Source organism: Leptolyngbya iicbica LK (assembly GCF_004212215.1).
Classification (GTDB): domain Bacteria; phylum Cyanobacteriota; class Cyanobacteriia; order Phormidesmidales; family Phormidesmidaceae; genus Halomicronema; species Halomicronema iicbica.
In genome coordinates, this window is sequence record NZ_QVFV01000005.1 from 347,106 (window position 1) to 370,116 (window position 23,011).

A 23,011-nucleotide genomic window follows, 5' to 3' on the forward strand; every position below is an offset into this window, starting at 1 on the left:
AGAGTAACTCCCATGCAATCTGAACAATCTCCCACAACCACAGCTACTGAGCAGAAAAGCATCTTTCGGGTTGAGAATACCGATTATTACTACGGCTCCTTTAAGGCAGTGCGTGGGGTTAATTTGGAGATTCCGGTCAATAAGATCACCGCGTTTATTGGACCATCCGGTTGCGGTAAGAGCACGGTGTTGCGATGCTTCAACCGTCTGAATGATTTGATTGCTGGTGCTCATATCGACGGGCGGATTACCTTTCACGGTCAAGATATTTACAGCAAAGCGGTTGACCCAACTGAGTTGCGTCGTCGGGTTGGCATGGTATTCCAAAAGCCGAACCCCTTCCCGAAGTCCATCTACGACAACATTGCCTTTGGTGCTCGCATCAATGGCTACCAGGGCGATATGGATGAGCTGGTGGAGCGGTCACTGCGCGGCGCGGCCCTATGGGATGAAGTGAAGGACAAGCTTAAAGAGAGTGGTCTTTCCATCTCTGGGGGACAACAACAGCGTCTCTGTATTGCCCGGGCGATCGCGATCGCCCCTGAGGTGATTTTGATGGACGAGCCTTGCTCAGCCTTGGACCCCATCTCCACCCTCAAGATTGAAGAGTTGATGCACCAACTCAAAGAGAACTACACCATCATTATCGTGACGCATAACATGCAGCAGGCGACCCGTGTGTCCGATAGGACGGCTTTCTATAATGCGGAAGCCACTGATTCGGGCAGCAAAGTCGGCTATTTGGTCGAGTACGACGTCACTGAAAATATTTTCAAGAATCCGCAGAACGAAGCCACGAGAGACTACGTATCGGGACGCTTCGGTTAAGGCAAAGCCAAGCCTTTGGCCTTTGGTCTATTAAACCTCATCCAGATTCAGAAGTGGAGTTTTAGCATCTGCTCGAACCTCACCGCCTGCGGCACCTCTCCTTCTCGAGGAGAGGTTTAAGAAGATTCTGGTTCCTCTCCTTGAGAAGGAAAGGTTAGATGAGGTTTTTCAGAATATGCAAAACTCCAGTTTTCAAATTGGACTTGGTTTAGCTAATTTAAGTAGCATTTCATTTGATTGGGAGGCTTAAAGCAACTGATAGGCCTGATTATTTTAGAGGATGTTTTAATGGGTCGATTTGTACAATCAAGCTCACCCGAGTCCATTAAGTCGTAGCTATAAATTCTCATGCCATTGTCGATGACTCTGGGCAGTTTAAGTAGCCAAACATTGGCTGGATAGCGTTTCAAGCATCCTTTCACCCCATCGGACGGTTCGAGGTTGTGGCATTTGCTTTTAGTCGTCATATACTCAGGCTTACCAGATTGCGGTATTCATAGCTTTTTTGAGCCGATGAATCGAGCTGACGCTTGAGTCATTTAAGCTGAAATTCTGAACTTAGCACTGAGTTTTAATGAGTCCAACATCTCCCTTTAACCTCTAACAGAAACGAGAAAGATAAACTGAAGTTGAAAACAGTATTAGATGATACTGTTTATTGTTTCTGAAAATAGATTAAAGCCATGAAGACTCAAGAACGTGCTCGTAATTTGCTGGCCCGACGTCGACAACAATTTGAAAACCGTCGAGCTTCTATGCTCGGTCGGACAGGGCAAGAAATTGTCGATCGCATCAACCCGACGGCTGCTTTGCAGTAGTGCCGATTTGGTTTTGCAATGTTTCGTTTGTTAAGGAGTTTCTGATGCGGTCCAAAACGTCTAAGGAAAAGGTGGAATTTGAGGTCTGGGCCTCTGCAGTCAAAGCGCAAATGCTTCGTGCGCTGCAAAAAACACGCTTGAAGCATGCCTCTGAATCATTAACAGAGAATGAGGCTGAAGAGTTGGCCTCTTAAGGGAGTTAGGCCAACATGCGGAGTAGTCCTTGCTGGCCCAGCAACACTTCGCGTAATAGAGTCGTGATGCCCACCCAAACGATCGGTGAAATATCGACGCCGCCAAAGGGGGGAATGACTTTGCGCACGGGCACCAGTAAAAATTCCGTCGGCCAAAACGCCAGGTTGAACGGGAAGCGATCGCCATCCGCTTCGGGATACCAAGTCAGGACAATCCGCACGATGAAGAGCAGCGTGTAAATTGCCAGCAGCGGGCTCAAAATCCAGTTGGCAAGGTGTTCCAGAGTCAATAGGTCAGACATAAGTGGTTTGCTAGCAACACAACGCGACAGGACGATGACGTCCCATATCAATAGGATAAAACGTCACCTGGGCAATTTTCATAAGCTTGCTCGTCAGTTGAATATTCCACTGGACAAGGCTGGCAGAAATGTCGGGAACGCATGCCCCAGTCGCAGTCGCAAATTGACTGGGTCAAAAGGCCGCTCTGGCTCATTTTCGGCTTACTCGATCGCGACCTCTAGGGTGTAGGTGGTGTTGCCCCGAGTGCCGCCGACAATTAATTGATAATCGCCAGTTTGGGGCAATAGCAGTACTTCGCTGGTGGCCTCTTGCACCATAATCATGCCACTGGGTGAGACCAGGTCAAAAACGGCATTGTCTTCTAGAGAATAGATGTCTAAAACAATGGTCTGTCCGCCCTGGGCACCCAGCAGATAAACGTCGCGATCGCCTCGCACCAAGGAATTTTCCAGCGTCGTTTGGCTAGTGCCGGGGGCAAACTCAACTCGCTGGGCTGGCGGCAAATCGGCCAGCAGCGTGGCACTGTCGACGCCCCCCGGCCCAATGAAATATTGGGTTACCGCCGGATCATCGCACTCTGTGGCGAAAAAGCTATCTCCGCTACTCATCGTCAGCGTCTCGGCGGTGACCTGCCAGGTCTCGTCTACGGCTTGCAGGTCGTACTCAATCCAGGTGGAAACGGTTAAGCTGACGCGATCGCCCAGCAACTCGCCCGCGAAGTTTTGTGCATAAGAAGAGTAGTAGCCCGCTTCCTCATTGTGAATCGACACCACGCTGTCGCCATCCACTTGCCCTGACTCATCTACCGTTAGCCGCACCGCCCCGGTGATCAGGTCGTTATCGCCAAAATAGCAATATTGATCCGGCTCTAGGCTAGTCGCAGCACTTGCCATGGAGGCTTCAGATGACACATTGGCTGACGGCGTTGACTCAGCGGTGGTGGCATCGGCAGTCATTTCATTGGCCGCTTCTGAAGTTGGTGGCTGGGGAGCGGACGGTTCGACCGAGGGGCCGCTACACCCCAGCAAAAATAAGATCCCTAACCAACCGAATTGCTTACCCGTCATGATCAAGATTCAAATTCAGTGAAAATACACAGCTACCTCTAATATGCCCAGACTCGCTGCCGGGAATATCAATCCCCCGTTAGGGAAGGGCGATCGGCGGACAATCGCCCAGGCACGAGTGCATTTAACAGTTGCTCCATGAATTGTTAGAGCAAGGCCGAGCGATGGAATACCGACTTTAGAACTTTTCGCTGAGAGAATAGAAATAGTGCTGAAGGACGGGTGCTCATGGATGCTGAGATTAAGGTTTTGCCGTTGCTACACATGGCATCGGGGGATATGTTGTCGCTGCAGCAATATCGCTTGGTCGGGGCGCACCCTGGCAAGGTGGTGTATCTGCAAGCCAATCTGCACGGGGCAGAAATTGCGGGGAATAGCGTCATCCATCAGCTATTGACCTATTTCCAAAAACTGGATGCGACTGCCTTGCAGGGAGAAATTCGCCTCGTTCCGGCCTGCAATCCGATTGGGGTCAATACTCGGGCCCATAACTTTGCCAGTGGTCGATTTAATCCCTATGATGGGCGCGACTGGAATCGGATTTTTTGGGATTGGGAACAGGAGCACCAGGGTGCCCGGACATTTGCCGAGCAACATTTGGCCAGCGATCGCGCCACCATTCAACAGGCTTATCGCGAATTTATTGGTCAACACTTTAAGGCGGAGTTAGCGACCCTCGATGATCCCGCTGGGGTGCCGGTGCATCAGCGCTACCGCACCCGCTTACAACAGCAAGCGCTGGCTGCCGACCTGCTGATCGATTTGCACAGTTCGAGCAATCAGGGGCTGGTGTACGCCTACTATTTTCGCGATCGCACAGCGTCTATTCCTTACTTTGATCTGGACTTTGCCATTTTGTTAGATCAGTTTGATGGTAATGCCTTTGACGAAGCGTTCATCAATCCCTGGCTCGCGTTAGAGCAAGCGTTTGCGGAACTCGGGCGATCGCTGCGCTTCGATATCGAGGCTTGGACCCTGGAGTTGGGGACGGGGATGAAGAATGATCCTCAAGCGATTGCGCGGGGCGTTAACGGCATTTTGAATTACCTGCGGCAGCAGCAAGTTTTGCAAGATGGCGGCGGCATTGTGCCGCGATCGGTACCGCTGACCCGGGCGAGCCAACTCAAAAAGTATTACGCCACGGCAGGTGGCTTTGTGCAAAACCGAGTGGCGCTGGGCACTTGGGTGCAGTCGGGCGACGTGCTGTACGAACTGCTGTGTCTCAACAAAACGGGGCAGTATCCACAGGTGCTCACGGTGCAGGCCCAACAATCCGGTTTGGTCTATGACCTCTCCACCTGTGAAGGTGTCAGCGAGGGGGAATATGTGCTGGCGGTGATGGTGCCGGATGCCTGAGGGCTGCGCTCCATCGGTCAGGCGCAAGAGTAGGGAGAATTAGCGAAGGCGATCGCTTTGCCATCAACGCTGAGCAAATAATCCGCGCGAATAATTGTGCCGGTTTGCAGCTTAATAAAGTCTGCGCCCCCTTGGGCATAAACATCGACGATGCGACTTTCCACCGTTTGAGTGACTCCGTCCACATCTTGATAAACGATGGGGCACCGTTGGCGTAGGGTCGCCAGGGCTTCTAATTCGTCGTGAAAGCCGCAGTCAATCAGGCGGTAGGGTTGCATAAATCGAGTCATTCAGAATCGGTGAATACCTTAATGATGCAATCTGTGGCTGAGACATTAATGAATGTCGCATGAGGGTGCTAGAAAGATGCAGCCCTACAGTCGCGCTGAATTACATGAGCAATGATAGGGCGATCGCGGGCGCAATTACCCAAAACAGAGCCGCTTGTAAAACCAAACGTCCACGATTTTGTTCTCTCACCATAAGGCTGTGACTCCGGCTCAACATTGAGCATAAATGTTTGCTGGACTGGAAATCGATTGCAAAATACGGGGCTAGATAACGACTGTTGACCAGGCTGCCCAAGTTCAGACGGCGAGCGATCAAGCGCAGGTAAATTTAGCAAAAATCACTGAATTGTGAAAAAACTGGCTTGAAGGAGAAAAGTTAAGATCCGCGTTTACCCTGTTTCGATCACAAGCGATATTTTTGCCGATGACTCCAAACGCTCATTAGCTTTACAGTTCGTTCTCAATTGCAGGTAAGCAGTCACCATTAACACCGGTGCAAAGTTGATGAAAGCAGAGAGTGTCTCCTGTCTACGAAGAGTCTCAATACAGAAACGCTGACGCTTAGTTGAGTAAAGGCTTAGAAATTAGAGGCAATTGCAAAACATGATTAGCTCTAGCTCTCCTGAGAGATTGGCGAATTTTGAATCCAGGCTATTTGATAACTCAAAATCTTGAAGATTGACAAGGGGGCGAACGTTTTCTTTGGGATCATCCTGTCGTCATAGAGAACGCTGTCGCGCTGCATATCCGTAAGCTGGCGCTTAAATCTCTTTTCCCAGAGGCGGTTAGTGAGCATGGCGAAGCCCAGGCGGGTAATGGGTTTCGCACCTCAGCCATGATTGACCTGTCGTTATGTTTACTAAGGTCTATCTACCTCACTTATTGGGTTTCGTTCGCGTGTTTCTGGGGCGTCAGAGGCTACAACACCTCAACATTCAGAGCACCATGTTGCCGCAGCCATTGTTGTTGATCGCCGGTCAGCCCCGTGGCATCGGTGAACAGCGCCTCTTGTACTTGAGCATTGTCGAAGATGGCGCCATCGAGTTGCGCATGTTCTAAATTGGCGCTGCGGAGGTCGGCCCCCGTGAAATTGGCCCCACTCAAGTTGGAAAATTCCAAATTAGCTTCGAACAATGCCGCCTCTTGAAAATGGGTGTTAACCAGTACGGCATTCCAAAAATCGGCCCATTTCAAGTCACTCGATCGCAAGCTGGCCTCAGTGAGGTCAGCCGCCTGAAAACTGCTACTCGTCGCGTTCACGCTGGTGAGGTTAGCTGCCTTCAGGATGGCTGACTTTAAGTTTGCATGGTTGAGGTCGGCGGCTTGAAAGGTGCTCCCGATCAAAATGCTCTGCTGAAAACTCGCTTTGCTGAGCTGGGCCGCTGCGAAATTCGCTTCCCTGAGTTCCGCGCGATCAAATTGCGCTTCAATGAGTTTGGCCTGTTGAAACTGGGCGGCAGTGCCCTGAATATCGCGCAGGTCAGCTCGTTGTAAATCGGCTTGAGAAAAAATGGCGCGATCGCACACCGCCCCGTAAAGCTTGGCTCCCAAAGCATGAATCTGCCGAAAATCTGCATCGGCCAATTGTGCCTGAATCAAAACTGCGCCGGTTAACTGACAGCCAATGCCGCAACTGCTCGACAGGTCAGCCAACGTCAGCGTAGCATTGGAAAAATTGGCCTGACGCAGGGACCTATGCTGAGCCTGCAAACGCCGCAGGTAAGCCGATTTGAAATCTCCGCCATCAAGTTGGGCGTTGTTCAGTTCAATGCCACTCAACTCGGCGCTGGCCAATGATTGACCAGCATGGATCTTGTCGATGACTTCGGCTGGGGAGAATTGCGTCATACCGGCTCCTGAGTGGGCGATCGCTCTGAATCGATTAACCGCCTGAATATACCAATAATCTTGTCCCGACTGACGTTGATGAGGCGAGGGAATGGCGGCATAAAAAAAGAGGCGCGGTATGAGCGCGCCTCTAGGTCCAATCTCAATTTGACTGCTCAGGTCAGCACTTATGCTTCATCCAGAGCCGCAATGCCAGGCAGGGTCTTGCCTTCCAGCAGTTCCAGACTGGCACCGCCGCCGGTGGAGATGTGGCTCATTTGCTCAGCCACGCCCACTTTTTCGACCGCAGCGACCGAATCGCCACCGCCGATGATGGTAGTCACGCCACTAGGGGTAAGTTCGGCTAGCGTGTGAGCGATCGCTTCCGTCCCCGCCGCAAACTTATCGAATTCGAACACGCCCATCGGGCCATTCCAGATCACCGATTTGCACTGCTTCAGCGCCTCTTGGAAGACCTTGACCGCATCGGGGCCAATGTCCAGACCCATCCAGCCATCGGGAATAGCTTCGATGCTAACGGTTTGAGCATTAGCGTCAGGAGCAAAATTATCCGCTACAACCACATCGGTGGGCAGCAATAGCTCCACACCTTTTTCCTTGGCTTTGGCTTCCAGGGCTTTGGCCAGTTCGAGTTTGTCTTCTTCCACCAGAGACTTGCCCACGCTCAGCCCCCGCGCCTTATAGAAGGTGAAGATCATGCCGCCGCCGATCAGCAGCTTGTCCACTTTGTCCAACAGGGTTTCGATGACACCGATTTTGCTGGAAACTTTGGAACCGCCGATGATCGCTGCCAGAGGCCGCTGGGGATTTTCGATCGCCGCCTGCAAATACTCCAGTTCTTTCTCGATGAGATAGCCGCCAACGGAAGGGCTGAGGTACTTGGTTACCCCTTCCGTCGAAGCGTGGGCACGGTGAGCGGTACCAAAGGCATCGTTCACATACACATCTGCATTTGCCGCCAACTGCTGGGCAAACTCAGGGTCGTTGGCTTCTTCACCCGCATGGAAACGGACATTTTCTAACAACGCAACTTGGCCATCTTGCAAACCATTGACGGCCGCCGCCACATCGGGTCCCACACAGTCGTCACATTTCACCACTTCTTGGCCCAGCAGCTCAGAGAGACGCTTAGCCACCGGGGTCAGCCGCATGGAATCGACCACTTTGCCCTTGGGACGACCAAAGTGGCTGGTGAGGACAACTTTTGCACCTTTGCCAGTCAAGTCTTGAATGGTGGGTAGCGCCGCGCGGATGCGGGTATCATCAGTGATTTCACCCGCATCGTTGAGGGGCACATTAAAGTCGGCCCGGACCAGGACTCGCTTGCCCGATACATCAGCGGCGGTGAGCGTTGCTACGGTCTTCTTTGCCACAGGTTTGATCCTCCCAAGTTGCGATTATTACGTTTCTGCATGGCTGTTGCCGATCAGCCCCCACCCTTGAACTACTCTAGGAATTGGGTAAGCACGTGACAGTGCAAATGCGAGCCACGATTTTGTTGTCACTGCTACAACCATGTCCGAGAATCATTCTACCGGAGTCTGTGTATTCGTCTGAGGAGCTATGTTCAAGACGATTCTGTTTCCTATCGATATGAGCCCAGAGGCCCAGCAAGCGGCGCATCTGGCGATTGACTTGGTCAAGCAACACCAGAGTCAATTGGTGTTGTTGTCCGTGGTTGAAACGGGTGACAGTCCAGAGCACCCAGAGCAGGCCTCCCAGGAAGCGGTCGCCGCCCTGCTCAACCAAGCGCATTCCCTCTTTGAGCAGCAAGGCGTACAAAGCAAGACGATCGAACGAGAGGGACAACCCGCGTTCGTGATTTGTGATGTCGCTGACGAGATCGACGCTGACTTGATTGTGATGGGCTGTCGCGGCGTCGGGTTGATCGAAGAGGTGGCGCAAGAGAGTGTGACCAATCGCGTGATCAATCTTTCGCCTTGCCCTGTATTAATCGTTCCTTAGCCCCGGCTGAGAAATGACTCTTGACGATCGCAGCTTGTTGATCAATCGATAAGCTGCGTCGGTTGATCAACGATGATTGAGGACTTAGCCACTTAATTCAGAGGCAGGGGCTGTAGCGCGATCGCGCCCCCCCCACAAAGCAAGGCGTTGATCCGATGACATGGCACTCAGCTCGCAGTTCGTGATCTGGGGCGACTGCTCGTCCTGGTATCGCCAACCGCCATCCGGTTAGATTGTGCTCAATTGCCAAATCGCTTGCGGTAAGAGCATTCTGTATATTCTTTACACCTTGAACTTGTCGCCCCTCCGCGATACAACCCAGTGACCAGAAAGCACGGTCAAGATAATCGTCTGGGGGCAGGTGCGCTCTAGCTGGATGAGCGATCGCCTGACTCCAGCTGTGATGAAGCGCCATGGAGAGTCAGTGCGATTTGGCTGACTCTCCATTAACTAGCATCGGCGCACTGTCCTTTTAGGGAATCCGAACGCGGAATCGAATCGCCCCAAACTGGTTTGAGGGGACATTAAACGGACCTGCGACGACGCCACCGCCAGCACCCACGCCGAGGCCACCCGTCGGTCCGGGCGGGCCAACCGGAAAGTTAGGAACAACTGGTGCTGAAGGACAGAATCCATCTAGTGGAGCACCCGGCGATCGCCCTTCTAGCAAGTTTCCTGCGGCACTGAAGTTTGGCGTACCTAAAGCTCCTACTGGCGCAATCTGAAATGGAGCCCCTGTATTCAAGACGCTCGGTGGCTGCAACTCGTCGCAAAGCTGTAGCTGACTAATCTGACCCGCTCTGCTGTTCCAGAAATAAACAGTGTATTCGGCTTCGTCGTTTGGTTCGAGGGCAAATCCATTAGGTAATTCAAAGATGCCGGCAAGCTGATTACCGCCGCCCAAAGCCGAATTGAACGGCGCGTCATTAGGATCTGCAGCCTGATCATTAAAGTTATTAATGCCAGGGACTGATAGCGCCGAACCACCTCTAAAGATATTAGTAATTCGTTTTACCAATACAAGGTCTGATGTAGTAGCAGGAAATTGAATGGGAGTTGGTTGGTTGTTGTTGCCGGGGTTGCCATCACCGTCAGGATCAACGTTGCCTCCGTTTTGCGAATCATCGGTTATTCGTTGTTGGCCAGGGGGTACGCCAGGGCCGCTAGGAAGGCCACTGGCTGTAGCAGTATTTTGAGCAATGACAACGCCATCATTAAGTGGCCCCGGTCCACCGCTGCCTAGGTCAGCCCTGACTGAGATTACCGTTGTTGTGGAAGCGCCAGGGTTAAATGAGTTAACACCAACCCCTGTGGTAAATACATCAATATTTCCGTTGCCGTTATAGGCTGCATTGCCAGTCGGCGGTGTAAACCCGGGATTAAACCCTGTGGCAGTAACCGTTGGTGTACCTGTGACGGTAAAGCTATCAACTCGGTTAGCGGCGCTAGTAATCAATGCATCTTGTAGATCCTCTTCCAGCTCAACGTCATCCAGGATGGTCGATCCACTATTGGTCACGATGATGGTGAAATCGAAGTCATATTGCGTAGTGCCCGCAACCGGACGGAACGCACTGATGCTCTTTGCTACTCCGATGCTGGGAAAGGGAATTTGAATGGGGGTTGGATCGTTATTGTTGCCAGGACCAGTCCCGTCAGGATCGACATCAGTGCCGTCTTGGGACAAATCATTTACAGGTACGGTCCCTCCAGGTGGAAAGCCACTCGTACTAGCTTGATTATTAGCCACTAAAATTCCATCTATTGCCGGGTTGACGCCACCAAGATCAGTACCGAGATCTAGCCTAACGGTAAGCCCGACAACTGCTGTATCGCCTACATTGAAGCGGTTGCTCGGATTAGCTACGGTTCCATCACCATTGGTCACAAAAAGGTTACTAGTTGCCCCCGAAGCACCTGTATAAGTCCCTTGAATGGTTGGAGCAACACTCGGCAAGGCAGTTGTGCCAGGTGCCGGGGTGAAGTTGATAGTGGGAGTACCCACTAATGAAAAACCATTTGCGGGATTGAAAGTACCCGCAGGGGGAACTAAAGGGGTAGGACCGTTGTTATTAATAAACGCCGCTTCAAGATCTTCCTCAAGCTGAACATTACTAAGCGCTGTGTTGCCAGTGTTAGTAACTCGTAGCGTTAGATCAATATCAAAGAATCCTGCTTGGCCCGGCACTGGCCGAGGGGCCGAGTTCGTCTTCGCCACACCGATTTCAGGGGCAGGCTCAACTCGAAAAAGTGCACCACCCGCAACCAGGTCTAAGCCACCGGTCGCTTGTGGAGTATTGGTTGGAAACGTATTGAAGTTGACTAGATTGGCGGCTACTGGGACATCAGCTGCGAATAAGGAGTAGCCAAAAATCCGAGTAGTAGTGGTATCTCCAGGTAATAGATCAGCAATGGAAAAGAATTGACCTTCCAAGGGTTGTGGCCCCACGATGTGGGATGGCTGCACGATCTCGCCAAAAGGTGCTACGGGATCAGAGGCAACTAGGGTACGGATGTTTCTATTTCCTACTGTTGCAGCACCATAATTTGCAACATTGGCTACTTGAAGCTCGCCGTAGTCACTCGGCGCAGGATTACCTGCAATGGTGCCATTAAGCTCAGTAATGGCAGCAATACCAAAGGGATCATTACCACCTCGGTCAATCACCAAAAAGCCAAAGTTGTCTCTTTCTGCAATTGGGATATCAACACCGGCTTCGATGATGTAATCGACCCTTTCAATATTGTTACCAGTTTCTTGAATGTTGTTACCCGTATCATTGCTAGGAATGTTATTGAAAAGGTTGTCAATGCCTCGGTTGACGGTATTACTGAGCATTCCAATCTGCAAACTAGCGGCTAAGTCAGGCACAACATCGAACGTTGCTGGTAGGGAAGCCGGTGCATCTTCGATTTCGTAGAAGAGGAGGGCTCGTTCGGGCGGATTACCTCCTGCACGGCGAAACTCTACTCGGTCAGCCAGACCAAAAGGCGGCCGTAAGATTGTATCGGGAATAAACGTATTGCCCGCAACGCCAACGTCAATGCTTTGCAGCTCAAGATTGTTGCCGCTGCCAAAGTTGATGTTTACAGGTGCCGTGGGAGTCCCGGTAGCATCGCAGTTATCAAAGCTTTGGCCACTACACGGGGTGGTCGGATTAACTCCGTTTCGTACGGTCGGAGTTGCTGGGACATCTATAGATTGAAAATTGAAAACTGGTTGGTTGGCCCAGGCAGGGGTCGCCAATGAACTGAGAGAGAACAGAACAGCAAAGCATAGGGTGAGTAAGGCTTTGAGATGAGCGATCGCTCTTGTCAGAAATGGCGCGCGTTGGTTCATTGTTCTACGTTCTATTGGCTGATCCGGTTAGCTGAGCACAAATGGAAGACGAGATAAAAACTTTAAGCAATTTGACAGATGGACGCTATTCGATCTGCAGGTCGGTTTCGACCGCTTCGAAGATGATGTCGAGCCCCTGGGTGTCGGTAAAGATGAATTCCACGCGGCGATCGCGGGCATAGTCCAGAGTGGTGTTGCCCTGGGTGCGCCGTCGTGATTCGCCAAAGGGCACGATGCGCATGCGTTCAGCGGCAATGCCTCGGCTGAGCAGATAATCGCGGGCGGCGAGGGCGCGGCGTTCACTCAGGGCTTGGTTGTAGCCAACGCTAGCTCGGGGATCGGTATGTCCTTGCAACTCGACGGTGAGCGAGGGATAGGTCTGCATCGCGTCGGCGATTTGATCCAGGATAAAGGAGCTTTCGAGGCTGATGAAGGACTGGTCGAGGGCAAAGTGAATATTGCGCGGTACCCGCAGCACAATCGGCTCGATGCGGGGGGTGGGGGTGCTAGCCACCGGCCCATAACAGCTGGCCTCAAAGGGGATGGTGGCGGGCAGGCGCTCCGGCAGGGTGCCATCGCTGGCGGGTAGGCCGATGACGGGAGAAGGCTCGGAGGTGCCATATTCAGGGTCAGAGGCGATCGCGCTTACCCAAGCGCCGGTTTCGGTATCCCAGTCAAAGCTAAAGTTGCCGTCGGCGTCGGCGGTCGTGGTCATCAGCGGCTCGCCGAGGGGGCTGTAAACGCCCGTATCTTCTTTGATTTGATACAGATCGACTTCGCTACCGGGGTCGGCCTGACCCACGATGGCGTAGTCGGGGCCAGTGCGAAAGGCGTAGACCTTAAAGTCGGGGGCGTTAATTGCGCCGTTGCCCGTTTCGGCCCGACGGTGGTGATGATTGCGGGGCGGGTTGGGGCCATCGCCTCGCTGAAAATGGAGGATGTCGCTGTTGCCTTGGGCCAGCAGATCGATGCTGAGGCCATCCAGGCCCGTAAATTGATTGGCGCGGATCAGGTTGCGATTGCTCTGCGGATAGGCGGAAACCGCCACCCCAGGCCCCGGCTGGTAGCCAATGTCATTGCCCACGATGGTATGACCGTGACCCATCACATACACCGCCGCGCGGCGGAAGCGACGCCCATTAAACCGAATGGCATTGGACTCAATTTGTACCGAGCCGTCGGGTTTGAACAGATAAATACCACTGCCGTCGTTGGCGCAGATGAGGTTATTGGTCACCGCTGCGCCGATGAGGGAGCCCTCCAAACGCACACCGTCAGGCATACCCGCGAGGCCGTTGCCGATGATGGCGTTGCCATCGAGTTCCAGGCCATCGGCGCGGAAGCCCGTGATCACGCCACTGGCCTCGTGATGCTGAATCAGGTTATTGGCGATGCGCACGTCGGTGGCGTTGTGCACCACGACCCCCGCCGCCGATCGCTGCTCGGGCATGGACTCATCGAGTCGCGTGCCGAGCCAGTTTTGCTCAATGGTGACGCCCGTAATGGTCGCTTCGGGGTCGGCCAGTTCCAACCCTTCAAACATGGGGGCGTCGGGGTCAAGATCAGCGGGCAAGTCACGGTTGATCACCAAAATGTCTGCCGACGGGGTGGTCAGGGTGGCAATGCGGGGAACCGCTTCAAAGCCATATATATTCAACCCGCGCACGGTCACATCGGAGCCCGTGATGGTCAGTCCCGTCAACACCTCGATACCCTCAGCGGGAGTGAGACTCACGACGGGCACAGGGGTATTCGGCAAATAGGGACGAGTCTCGCCATAGCCGGGTTGGGAAGTGCCGTCGAGTACGAGGCCAGGGGCCTGCAAAGGGGGCAACGCCGCGGTGAGGGCGATCGCGGTATCGTCACTGGGCAGGTCAAAGCCAATGGTGCTAGTTGAAGCCGGAGTAACGAACCCTTGCTCTGCTGAGGATAGCGCTTCTAAAGCTAGTGCTCCATTCGCCAACAAAATGGCTTCCCGCAAGGTCAGAGACTCATCGGGGGTGACGGGGCCGTCGATCGCGCTATTGACGGTGATGTCATAGCCGCTCGGCGCTTGTGCGATCGCCCCGGTGGTCACCAGGCTGAGGCCGGTTCCGAGGGCCAAAACTGTCCACAGCGTGTTCATCAGATACCTCTATCACGGGATGAATTAGGGGGCACCGTCGCGATCGCCGACAAGTCAGTGGCGAAGTCACCAGCGGCATTAACCAGCGCTGTCACGACCGCTGCGGTCGCCGCTGGCTGGATAAAAGAAAGGTCATCTGGCGTCGGTTCCGCTGCCTCGGGGTCGGCATCAGCGGGGGCGTTGGCCGTGTCGACCAGCGATTCTTCTTGCTGCTGGGGCACCACATCGGGCTGCACGCCAAAGCCATTCAACAGCTCGTTAACCTTGAGCTGGACGCCCAAGTAAGGGCCGCTGGCCGAGCGATAGCCGCCGCCAAAGCCGTCATTATCGACGCTGCCAAAGCTGTAGCCTACGCCAATGCGCAGGTCTGGCGTGAGGTAATAGCCCAACTCGAGGGAAGTCCCCACTTCGTTGAAGCTGGCTTCTGGCTGTGTGATGTAGCGCACCTCGCCCAGCACATCCCAGCGGTAAGCAAACTGGTAGGCCGTGCGGAACTGCATCAGGTGAATGGAGTTCGAGAAGGTGAAATCATCGGCCAGGGTCGCGTCACTCAGGCGGAAAGCATATTTGCCGTAAAACTCCCATTGCCAACTGGGGGCATAGATCGCCTCTAAGGCCAGGGTGTGGTCAGAGGAGCCAATGCCGCTGTCAATCAACAGAGAATCCGGCGTGGTCGAGGGATTGCGCCGATATTCGTAGCTCATCAGAGCATTCCACTGATCGCTGATGGGATTGCGATACGCCATGCCCAGCTTCAGTTCAGAGGAATTGCCCAACTCTTCGGTAATACCCTGGTTGGCAAAGTTGGCGGTTTGGAACCGGAACAGCGTTGTGAGTTCATCCGTGACTTTGCCCGCAGCAGCAGCGGTAAACACCGTGTTGTTGCCCGCCGCGGAGTCGCGGTGTTCAATGCGGGCGCTGGCCTGAAAATCAGGGTTATTGGTGTATTCCAAACCAGCTGAGTAGGAGGTGCCGCCGAGGATGCCGAGGGCCGTGCCGCCGAGGCCCACGGCGTAGGGCTGCTCAAACTGTTGCCCCGCGCCCGTGTTGTTAAAAGCATCGTTGATCACATGCTCCACGCCGACGGTGGCCCGCAAGCCCGGGGCCAAAATGATGCGGTGATTGAGTCCCAGAGCCGCTTGGCCGATGAGGCCGCCGTAGCCACCAATCAGCGAATACCGACTGCGCAACGAGGTGTTGTCGCCCAAGTCGTAGTCGGCGATGGTGTCGAGGCTGGTAATGTTGCGCGGTTCGACGCCGCTGCCAGTGATGAACTGCTGCGACAAGCGCATGGTCACGCCCGGTTGCACGGCCCAATCGAGCGCCAGGATAGTGCGATCGGGGTAGGCGATATCTTCGTCGCTGCCGATGTTGATTTCGCTCTGGGCGCGAAACTGGAGGTCGCCCGTGATGGGCACAGCCACCTGGGGCACAAACTGCTGGGAGTTGGCACTGGTGTCGGTGAGGCGATCGGTGCGATCGCGGTTCACATAATCCAGACCAACATCCACGGAGCCAATTGCTTGTCGAACCCCGGCACGATAAGTAGTCAGGGTATTGTCCACGCGATCGCCGGGCTCCGCAAACTGTCCGGGGCGGAACAGGTCAAACTCATCGGTGATGATTTCTGGCGCGACGCCCCGATTAATCTCCTGATCAAATTGAACGTTGACTTGAGTCGTTGGGCCGACTGCCGCGTTGACACCCGCCCCCCAACGAGTCTGTCCCGGTCGGAAGCTCGTCGTCGCCGTGTTGGTAAAGCCCTCGTCTGCGCTCCGGAGATAGGCGATACCCTGCACAGCGGGATCAAAGAGGGGACCCTGGGCTTCTAGTCGGTAGGCACTGCCGTCCGCAGATTCGCCAAAGCGATCGAAGGAGGAACGAGCATATTCCCCAGTGAAGGAACCGGTTTCGCCCAGGGGTACTTGCACATCCGCCCCATACAGCGAAAAGTCCTGATCACCCTGGTCTTCAGACAGCAGCGTGATGCCCGCCCAACCGCCAGCGTTCGGTTGACCTGCCTTAAAGTTGTATTGGAAGCGTCCGGCGTACAGGTTGCCCTCATCCGCTGAGTCCACCTCGTAGGTCGCGACGATGCGAGTGACCAAGGTGCGGCCCGATTCGTCAACGCGGGTACGGTAGATCGGCTGGCGGAACAAGAGGGTGCCGCGATCGTAATCAATTTCGTAATCGCTGACCCGCGTCAGGGCTTCCCGCGAAATTACGGTGCCTGGGCGGTTGAGTTCTTCCGTTTCAATGAAAACGTTTTCGCTGCCGGGCAAGATGACGCGGCGGGACAGGAAATAGAAACCACTGGTGCCATCAGGGGCGATCGTATCCCGTTGGAAGGGACGCAAATTGTTGGCGTACATGGCCGTGATTTGCAGGTTGCCCAGGGTGTAGTTGCCCTTAAAGCCATGCAGTTGGCGCGTGATTGAAGTGAACTCTTGGGAAGCGCGAGCAAACTCAGTGGTTTGATAATCGCCCCACATGAAGTAGTCTGACTCGCCCCCAGCCACTTCTGAATCGCGTTGGAAGCGGACAAAGAAGCTGTCAATCGAGGGGGTGAGAAAGTCGACCTGCGAGCTGTCGCCATAGACCGGATACGAGTTGTCGCAAAACTGATCATTCCGGAACAGGCGATTGCCATCGCAGGTCTCGTTGAGGGCTCGCCGGGTATTCATCGCCCCGGTGAATTGCCAATCACCCAAAGTACCCGTGGCGAACAAGGCCGCCCCGAGGTCAAATTCGGTGTCGCCGATGTCGTCGGGGTTTAGAAAATCGGCATAGCTACCCCAAAAATTCGTGCCGCCAGGGCCAAGACGCACATCCACCACACCGGAAATCAGGGTCGGTCTGAGGTTAGTAGCAAATTCGACCTGGGCAAAGGTTTCGAGCGGTTCTAGTCGATCTAGCGTGACGTCTTCATCAGGGTCTAGACCTTGCACCTCGTAGGCGTCGGCTGCAGCCCGAATACGAACCTGCTGGGCATCGAGGGTAGATCGCAAAATCGCGCTGAACTGACCGCGCCGGGCCAATACTTGAAAGCCTGCCATATCGGGATCGTAATCGGCCCCTTGAAACTCACCGGCCCCGGTGGTCAGTGTTACCACCACGTCCCTCGCGATGAGGTTACCGTCGGGGTCAGTAATGCGACCTTCAAACTCGATGGTGGAACGGCGGTTGGCGGGCACCACGGGATCGGTCACCGGCACGAAGCTGAGATTAAACTCTAGCAGCGACTCCTCGACTGCGGTTTCCGATAAGACTGCACCCTCCGGGATTTCGGGTAAGGGTTGAGGATTTGACTGGGCGGTTAGCTCTGCCGTCGCGGGGAGCTCTGAGAGTCGGGTGCTAGCAATGCCTAATTGCCCAGCTCTGGGAGTCCGCGATCGCGGAGCCGATGCCGTCGCCTCACTAGCGCGTTCAGTGCTGCGGCGAGCCGTATCTCCAGTGGAGACAGGGGCGATCTCGCGCTCACGGGGGGCCGAGTGGGTAACACTATCTACGCCGACTGCGTCGAGATTGGACAGGGCAGCGGCATTCGTCGAGACGTTAGTGGCGGGCGATCGCTCGGCGGTAGCGCCCGCAGCGGCCAAGTTGATGACCGATGGCGATGCGGCTCCACCCGAGGGTGATGCGGTGGCATCGGTACCCTCATCTGATGTTTGGGCGATCGCGACGCCCATGACATCAGCGGCTAAGGCGCTGACTACGAGCCAGCCAATCATTGCAAGTAAGGTTTTCATCACCCCTGCTCCTCCCCAAATGCGGGTGTGACGCCAAAGTTCATCCGAGCGAGACCACCGGGTTCTAGCTGCACCAGTCGCGATTGACTGTTATCGGCCAATCGGAACAGGTTAGGGGCCAGGGTGTAGCCCGGTAGGCTGGTCAGATCTAATGTGCCAACTCGATTGCCTGCTAGCACGTTGGCGACTGAGAATAAGCCATCGGCGTCGGTCAGAATCCGGTTGCCGTCATCCATAAAGACCACGGCGTTGGGCACCCCTGGCTCCCCAGGCTGCTGCTCACCGTCGAAGTTTTTATCAACAAAGACTCGACCAACAAGGGTGCCACAATCGGCCAAAATACCGGGCCGAATGGCTAACTCATTGGTGGCAGATGCACTACTGCTCGGTGTCAGCGCTTGGGCGACGTTGCGACCAGAGCCTCGAATGGCATCGGGGGTCACAAGGGCGGCATACACTACGGATAACTCTTGGCCGCCGCCCAGCGAAGCGCCGCCAAAGTCGAGGGTAAAGCTGCGATCGCGGGTCGTAATGCTAGTGAACTGTAGTGGTGAGGTGCGGACGGATTCTTCAATGAATTGCATTCCGAGCGGCAACTCATCCGTAATCGTCAATGGTCCCGCAGGAGCTGTCCCTGGGTTGCGCACCAGCAGACGATAGACCACTACATCACCCGGCTCAGCCGCGCCACGATCTGCAGTTTTAATGATTGTTAACGGTACTGCTATAGCCGCTTGCAGGTCTGTTCGATTCGAGCTGACCCTTACTGTATTGTTGTTGGCGTCAACATAACTGCCGCCTGCACGATTACAAATAACGCCACTCGGACAACCGTTAGCTCCCACCTGTGCATTGACAGGCTCAAAACCAACCCCTGGTACGGAACCAGACCAGTTGAGCAACTGAACGACGATAAAGGCGATCGCCGCTTGTAGCCAAAACCGACGCTTCAGGGGACGGGCCAAAAATCCGACAAGTCGGTATGCCGAACCCAGAATGGAAAAGATCCAATCAAGTCGCAACATTCTATTCAGGAGACCAAGTTCACATCCTCAAATTGCGAGTCTGCTAGAGACTACGCTGATCCCGAAGGATCACAGAAAGCCCGAAATACACCACATTTTGCAAAGTCAGCTCAGTAAACCCACGCAAAATACGTTTGTATTAAGTGTGTGGATATCACTAACAGCGCTTTACGGGAATTAAGAGTACAGCAAAGATGTCCGTAAATATACCCTAAACAGCTTAAAGAATTGATAAATCTCGCAAAACTTTCCGGTTGGAATTAGTTTTCTGACGTATCTGACAAGTTATTTGATTATTGAGCAATATTTTGTCCAAATGTTTTGGTGAGACCGCTCCAAAGGTTACAAAAATGCAGGACTGTCAGTTTTCGACTTTAGAGTTCTCTACACGACTCATCCTCATGCGCTGAAGAAAGCGTGACAGCTATCGGTGAATAGATAAGAAGCCAGCTTGAGGTGTCTTCGTCTCCTCAAGCTGGCTTCATCCGGTCAGCATTTCTCAGCTACAGCAGCAGACCATGCAGTTTTCTCGCCAAATCTTTCGAGCTGTTACCCACTGAACTTAAGAGATCTCTGAAAAAAGAAATTACCCGAAAGAAGGTGCGGTGTAGGTTGCGGTTGACGTCAGGAAACCCAACAGCATCAAGGATTCAAGTAGGTTGGGGCTCGTTCCTCGACACCAACCTACGATGGGAAATTTATTCCTAGAGAACACCTCAAGGAGTCAGTTACTCTGTAGATATTCGGTTACTTTACATCAGCCAAGTGGCTGGCTTAAACCGTTTGAGAAAGCACCTTTTCAGCCATCTGATCTTCTGCATGGGCGATCGCTGGATAGTGGGCCGTGCCAGTGGAATAAGGCGTCTGGTAAAAGCAGCTGTAAGTCAGTAATCCGCCCGCCAGGGTGGAGACGTGGCTAAACCCGCTTTGCACCAAAATGCGATAGGCCAGATAGCTACGAAAACCTGAGCGGCAGTACACAAAGATGGGGCTATGGGAGGGAATTTCCGCATAGCGATCGCGCACTTGATTCAGCGGTAGGTGCACGGCTCCGGGAATATGCCATTCTTCGAACTCGCGCGGGGTGCGCACATCCAGTAGGGTGCCAATTTGCGTCTTTTCCGGATAGTCGTCGGGATACCAAAAATGAACATCGCCCCGCAATAGATTCGCGCCGAGGAAGCCCGCCATATTGGCCGGGTCTTTGGCGGAGCCAAACGGGGGAGCATAGCTCAGTTCCAGATGCTCTAAGTCAAATACCGTCATCCCCGCCCGCATGGCCGTGGCGAAGACGTCAATGCGCTTATCGACGCCGTCAAAGCCGACTACCTGTGCCCCCAACAGCTTGCCTTCTGCTGGAGAGAACAACACTTTGAGATGCAGCGTCGATGAGCCGGGATAGTAGCTCGCGTGGGAAGACGGGTGCAGGTAAACCTTGCGGTAGGGAATGTTAGCCCGCTGGAGCGATCGCTCTGACGCTCCAGTGCCGCCCCCCGCCATATCAAAAATTTTGACAATAGCCGTGCCCTGGGTGTCGCGGTATTGACTGCCGTGGCCAAAGATATTGTCGGCGGCAATACGGCCCTGACGATTTGCGGGACCAGCCAGCGCCGCGAGCATCGCGTCTCCGGTCACAAAATTTTCCGTTTCCACCATGTCACCTACGGCATAAATGTCAGGATCGATGGTGCGCATATGCTTGTCGGTTTGTAGGCCGCCCCGTGGTCCCACTGGCAAGCCACAGTCGGTCGCCAGCGCCGTATTGGGACGCACCCCAACCGCCATCACCACCAGGTCTGCCGTGATGGTTTCCCCATTCGACAACTGGGTGCGAATGCGTCCGCCGTCATCTTCAAAGGACTGGGCCGCCGTCTGGAGATGGACTTGCACCCCGTGGTCTTCAAGGTGATATTGCAAATCCCGCGCCATTTCTGGATCGAGGGTGGCCATAATTTGCCCCATCATTTCCAGTAGATCGACCTGTAACCCTCGGTGAACTAAGTTTTCGGCCACCTCGACGCCGATATAACCGCCGCCTACCACGATCGCCCGACTGGCGCCCTGGCCCAACGTCGCCAAAATCGCATCCATATCGGGAATGTTGCGCAACACGTGAATCTTGGGATGGTCGATGCCGGGCAACGGTGGACGAATCGGATTCGCCCCTAACGACAGCACTAACTTGTCATAGGTTTCCTGATAGGTCTCACCCGTGGCGATCGCCCGCACAGTTACGGTTTTTTGCTCGCGATCAATGGCAGTTACCTCGTGGCCGGTTCGTACATCCAGATTCAAGCTCTGCTTCAATCTCTCAGGGGTCTGCACCAATAGCTTGTCGCGATCTTCAATCACCTTGCCTACGTGATACGGCAAGCCACAGTTGGCATAGGAGACGTACTGATCCTTTTCCAGCACGATGATTTCGGCTGACTCATCCAATCGGCGGGCTCGAGCTGCCGTCGAAGCGCCCCCAGCCACACCACCCACAACCACAATCTTCATAACGCCTCCTCGTTCTACGATTGGCGGAGCCGCCCTGGGGCAACCGACAGGTTCCTCAGGATCTTGCTACGCTCAAAGCCAGCGCCAGCTTATATTCCTGGCGAGACATATTTCTCTACTTAGTGTTTTAGTCGCAAACTGCGTTGTGACATCCAGCTTTAGCAAAGAGTTAAGAGTTCAACCGCCCCCGCCCCTTTGCCCCATTTACCCCGGCTATTTCCCCATGGCGCTGCCTCAACGTCACCGCTACCGACTCCTGCTGCTGACTGCGATCGCTCTCGCCGTCACCCTAGTCCTGCCCGACTGGCGATTTGTCAGCCGCGCCATGACCTATCCAGAGCAGCCCATCATGGCGGTCGATTGGTATCAGCCCCAAGCGGCTGTGCCCGGGGGTGACGATGAACCTTTGCCCGTAGCGGCCCAACCTCCCCCCCCTGAGTTTGCTGCCGCCCTCCAATCCGTCGCCGACTATGCGGCTGAACGCAATTCCACAGGGTTGCTAGTCATGCATCAGGGCGAAATCGTGCTGGAACAGTATTGGCAGGGCTATGACCAGTCGTCTAAATTCAATGCCATGTCGATGACTAAAAGCATCGTCGGCTTATTGATTGGGCAAGCGATCGCTGAGGGCGCGATCGCCTCGGTGGAGGAGCCCGTCGCTAACTATTTGCCCGAATGGCAACGGGGCGATCGCGCTCAAATCACCCTACAAGATCTGCTCTACATGCAGTCGGGCCTGCGCAACGAACGCAGCACCACCAGTCCAACCTCCGACCTCGTTCATCTCTACATCGGTTCTGATGTTGAGCAAACCGCCCTCAGCATTCCTCGCGTGCGCCCCCCCGGCGAGGTGTTTGACTACAACAATGTGAATAGCCAGATTCTGGCGATCGTGTTGGAGCGAGCCACGGGTATCGCCTATCCCGAATATTTGGCGACTCGACTCTGGCAAGCGATCGGCGCGAACCCCGCGAGTGTGTGGCTCGATCGCCCCGACGGCTCAGCCAAAACTTTTTGTTGCCTATTTGCCACCCTGCGCGACTGGGCTCGCATCGGGCAACTGTTTCTCAATCAAGGGCAATGGAAAAGGCAGACGGTGATTTCTCCTGATTGGCTGGCCGCCATGCTCACCCCCTCCCCCATTGAATCAACCTTTGGCAAACATATCTGGGTCCAGGCCCGGACCCCCGACCACCCCAACGTCGAAACCACCGCGACCGTGCCCTATCTCGATCCACGCGGTTTCCATCTCGATGGGCGTGGCATTCAAAGAGTGTTTGTGTTGCCGACTTACGAGCTGGTCATCGTCCGCATGGGCGAACAGCCAGATAACTGGGATGATGCCGTGATTCCGAATACCCTCATCCGAGCCTTATCCCGCCGTACCGAGCAGCCGTGAGGTCAATGCAACTGGCAAAATGGCTGACGGATGCCCCTGCACCAGGCCCCTACCTGTTCGTGAGGGGGAAAGCCATTCTGTTGAGTCACAGATCGACTTCACTACCCTGCCCTTAGAGGATGTTTGATAAATCGCTCAGTCAGTAAAAAAGCTCACTCGCCATAAGCTGAAGATACGAACCATCAGCCCTTGAGTGAGCATG

The 23,011-nt window shown here is 54.4% G+C and carries 16 protein-coding genes; 6 read left to right on the plus strand and 10 right to left on the minus strand.

The genetic code is table 11. The features are described 5' to 3' along the window. Positions 1-12 precede the first annotated feature (12 nt). From pstB to DYY88_RS24295, 3 genes are all read left to right on the plus strand, one after another. On the plus strand, positions 13-828 hold the full coding sequence (gene pstB, locus DYY88_RS18675) for a phosphate ABC transporter ATP-binding protein PstB (RefSeq protein ID WP_039728861.1): 816 nt from the start codon (positions 13-15) through the stop codon (positions 826-828). A 683-nt stretch (positions 829-1,511) separates the two neighbouring features. Continuing rightward, positions 1,512-1,646 (plus strand): hypothetical protein, encoded by a 135-nt coding sequence (locus DYY88_RS24945; protein ID WP_302849257.1) that lies wholly within the window; start codon positions 1,512-1,514, stop codon positions 1,644-1,646. 44 nt (positions 1,647-1,690) lie between these two features. After that, positions 1,691-1,840, plus strand: coding sequence for a hypothetical protein (locus DYY88_RS24295; protein ID WP_160299606.1), 150 nt, complete (start codon positions 1,691-1,693; stop codon positions 1,838-1,840). Between the two features lie 5 nt (positions 1,841-1,845). On the opposite strand, the gene DYY88_RS18680 is transcribed toward DYY88_RS24295, so the two are convergent. Both DYY88_RS18680 and DYY88_RS18685 read right to left on the minus strand, forming a co-directional pair. After that, positions 1,846-2,142: a YggT family protein gene (locus DYY88_RS18680; RefSeq protein ID WP_201279072.1), complete on the minus strand. Its 297-nt coding sequence runs from the start codon at positions 2,140-2,142 to the stop codon at positions 1,846-1,848. Positions 2,143-2,343: 201 nt separating this feature from the next. Beyond that, the gene (locus DYY88_RS18685) at positions 2,344-3,210 is read right to left on the minus strand and encodes a hypothetical protein (RefSeq protein ID WP_052288630.1); all 867 of its coding nucleotides are present in this window, start codon (positions 3,208-3,210) and stop codon (positions 2,344-2,346) included. 228 nt (positions 3,211-3,438) lie between these two features. Here DYY88_RS18685 and DYY88_RS18690 point away from each other — a divergent pair, with 228 nt between their 5' ends. Next, positions 3,439-4,566, plus strand: a complete 1,128-nt coding sequence (locus tag DYY88_RS18690; protein WP_039728859.1) for a succinylglutamate desuccinylase/aspartoacylase family protein — start codon at positions 3,439-3,441, stop codon at positions 4,564-4,566. A gap of 17 nt (positions 4,567-4,583) precedes the next feature. On the opposite strand, the gene DYY88_RS18695 is transcribed toward DYY88_RS18690, so the two are convergent. The 3 genes from DYY88_RS18695 to DYY88_RS18705 form a co-directional block, all read right to left on the minus strand. Next, positions 4,584-4,844 carry a hypothetical protein gene (locus tag DYY88_RS18695; RefSeq protein ID WP_052288629.1) on the minus strand — a complete coding sequence of 87 codons (261 nt, stop codon included), beginning with the start codon at positions 4,842-4,844 and terminating at the stop codon, positions 4,584-4,586. 930 nt (positions 4,845-5,774) lie between these two features. Further along, entirely contained in the window at positions 5,775-6,704 is a 930-nt protein-coding gene (locus tag DYY88_RS18700; RefSeq protein WP_039728853.1) for a pentapeptide repeat-containing protein, read from the minus strand. 167 nt (positions 6,705-6,871) lie between these two features. Continuing rightward, the gene (locus tag DYY88_RS18705; RefSeq protein WP_039728851.1) at positions 6,872-8,077 is read right to left on the minus strand and encodes a phosphoglycerate kinase; all 1,206 of its coding nucleotides are present in this window, start codon (positions 8,075-8,077) and stop codon (positions 6,872-6,874) included. 190 nt (positions 8,078-8,267) lie between these two features. On the opposite strand from DYY88_RS18705, the gene DYY88_RS18710 reads away from it, so the two are divergent. Beyond that, positions 8,268-8,669, plus strand: a complete 402-nt coding sequence (locus tag DYY88_RS18710; protein ID WP_039728850.1) for a universal stress protein — start codon at positions 8,268-8,270, stop codon at positions 8,667-8,669. 472 nt (positions 8,670-9,141) lie between these two features. Here DYY88_RS18710 and DYY88_RS18715 read toward each other — a convergent pair whose 3' ends face one another. From DYY88_RS18715 to DYY88_RS18735, 5 genes are all read right to left on the minus strand, one after another. Continuing rightward, a complete protein-coding gene (locus DYY88_RS18715) occupies positions 9,142-12,009 on the minus strand; it encodes a hypothetical protein (RefSeq protein ID WP_039728849.1) in 2,868 nt (955 codons plus the stop codon). Positions 12,010-12,094: 85 nt separating this feature from the next. Continuing rightward, entirely contained in the window at positions 12,095-14,134 is a 2,040-nt protein-coding gene (locus DYY88_RS18720) for an OmpA family protein (protein ID WP_039728848.1), read from the minus strand. Beyond that, complete coding sequence (locus tag DYY88_RS18725; RefSeq protein ID WP_201279071.1) at positions 14,134-17,883, minus strand: hypothetical protein; 3,750 nt, start codon at positions 17,881-17,883, stop codon at positions 14,134-14,136. Before DYY88_RS18725 ends, DYY88_RS18720 begins: the two co-directional genes overlap by 1 nt. After that, a complete protein-coding gene (locus tag DYY88_RS18730) occupies positions 17,883-18,908 on the minus strand; it encodes a DUF11 domain-containing protein (RefSeq protein ID WP_052288628.1) in 1,026 nt (341 codons plus the stop codon). Before DYY88_RS18730 ends, DYY88_RS18725 begins: the two co-directional genes overlap by 1 nt. Positions 18,909-19,682: 774 nt before the next feature. Then, positions 19,683-21,410, minus strand: coding sequence for an FAD-dependent oxidoreductase (locus DYY88_RS18735; RefSeq protein WP_063776206.1), 1,728 nt, complete (start codon positions 21,408-21,410; stop codon positions 19,683-19,685). A gap of 223 nt (positions 21,411-21,633) precedes the next feature. Here DYY88_RS18735 and DYY88_RS18740 point away from each other — a divergent pair, with 223 nt between their 5' ends. After that, positions 21,634-22,809, plus strand: a complete 1,176-nt coding sequence (locus DYY88_RS18740; RefSeq protein WP_084607161.1) for a serine hydrolase domain-containing protein — start codon at positions 21,634-21,636, stop codon at positions 22,807-22,809. The last annotated feature ends 202 nt before the right edge of the window (positions 22,810-23,011 follow it).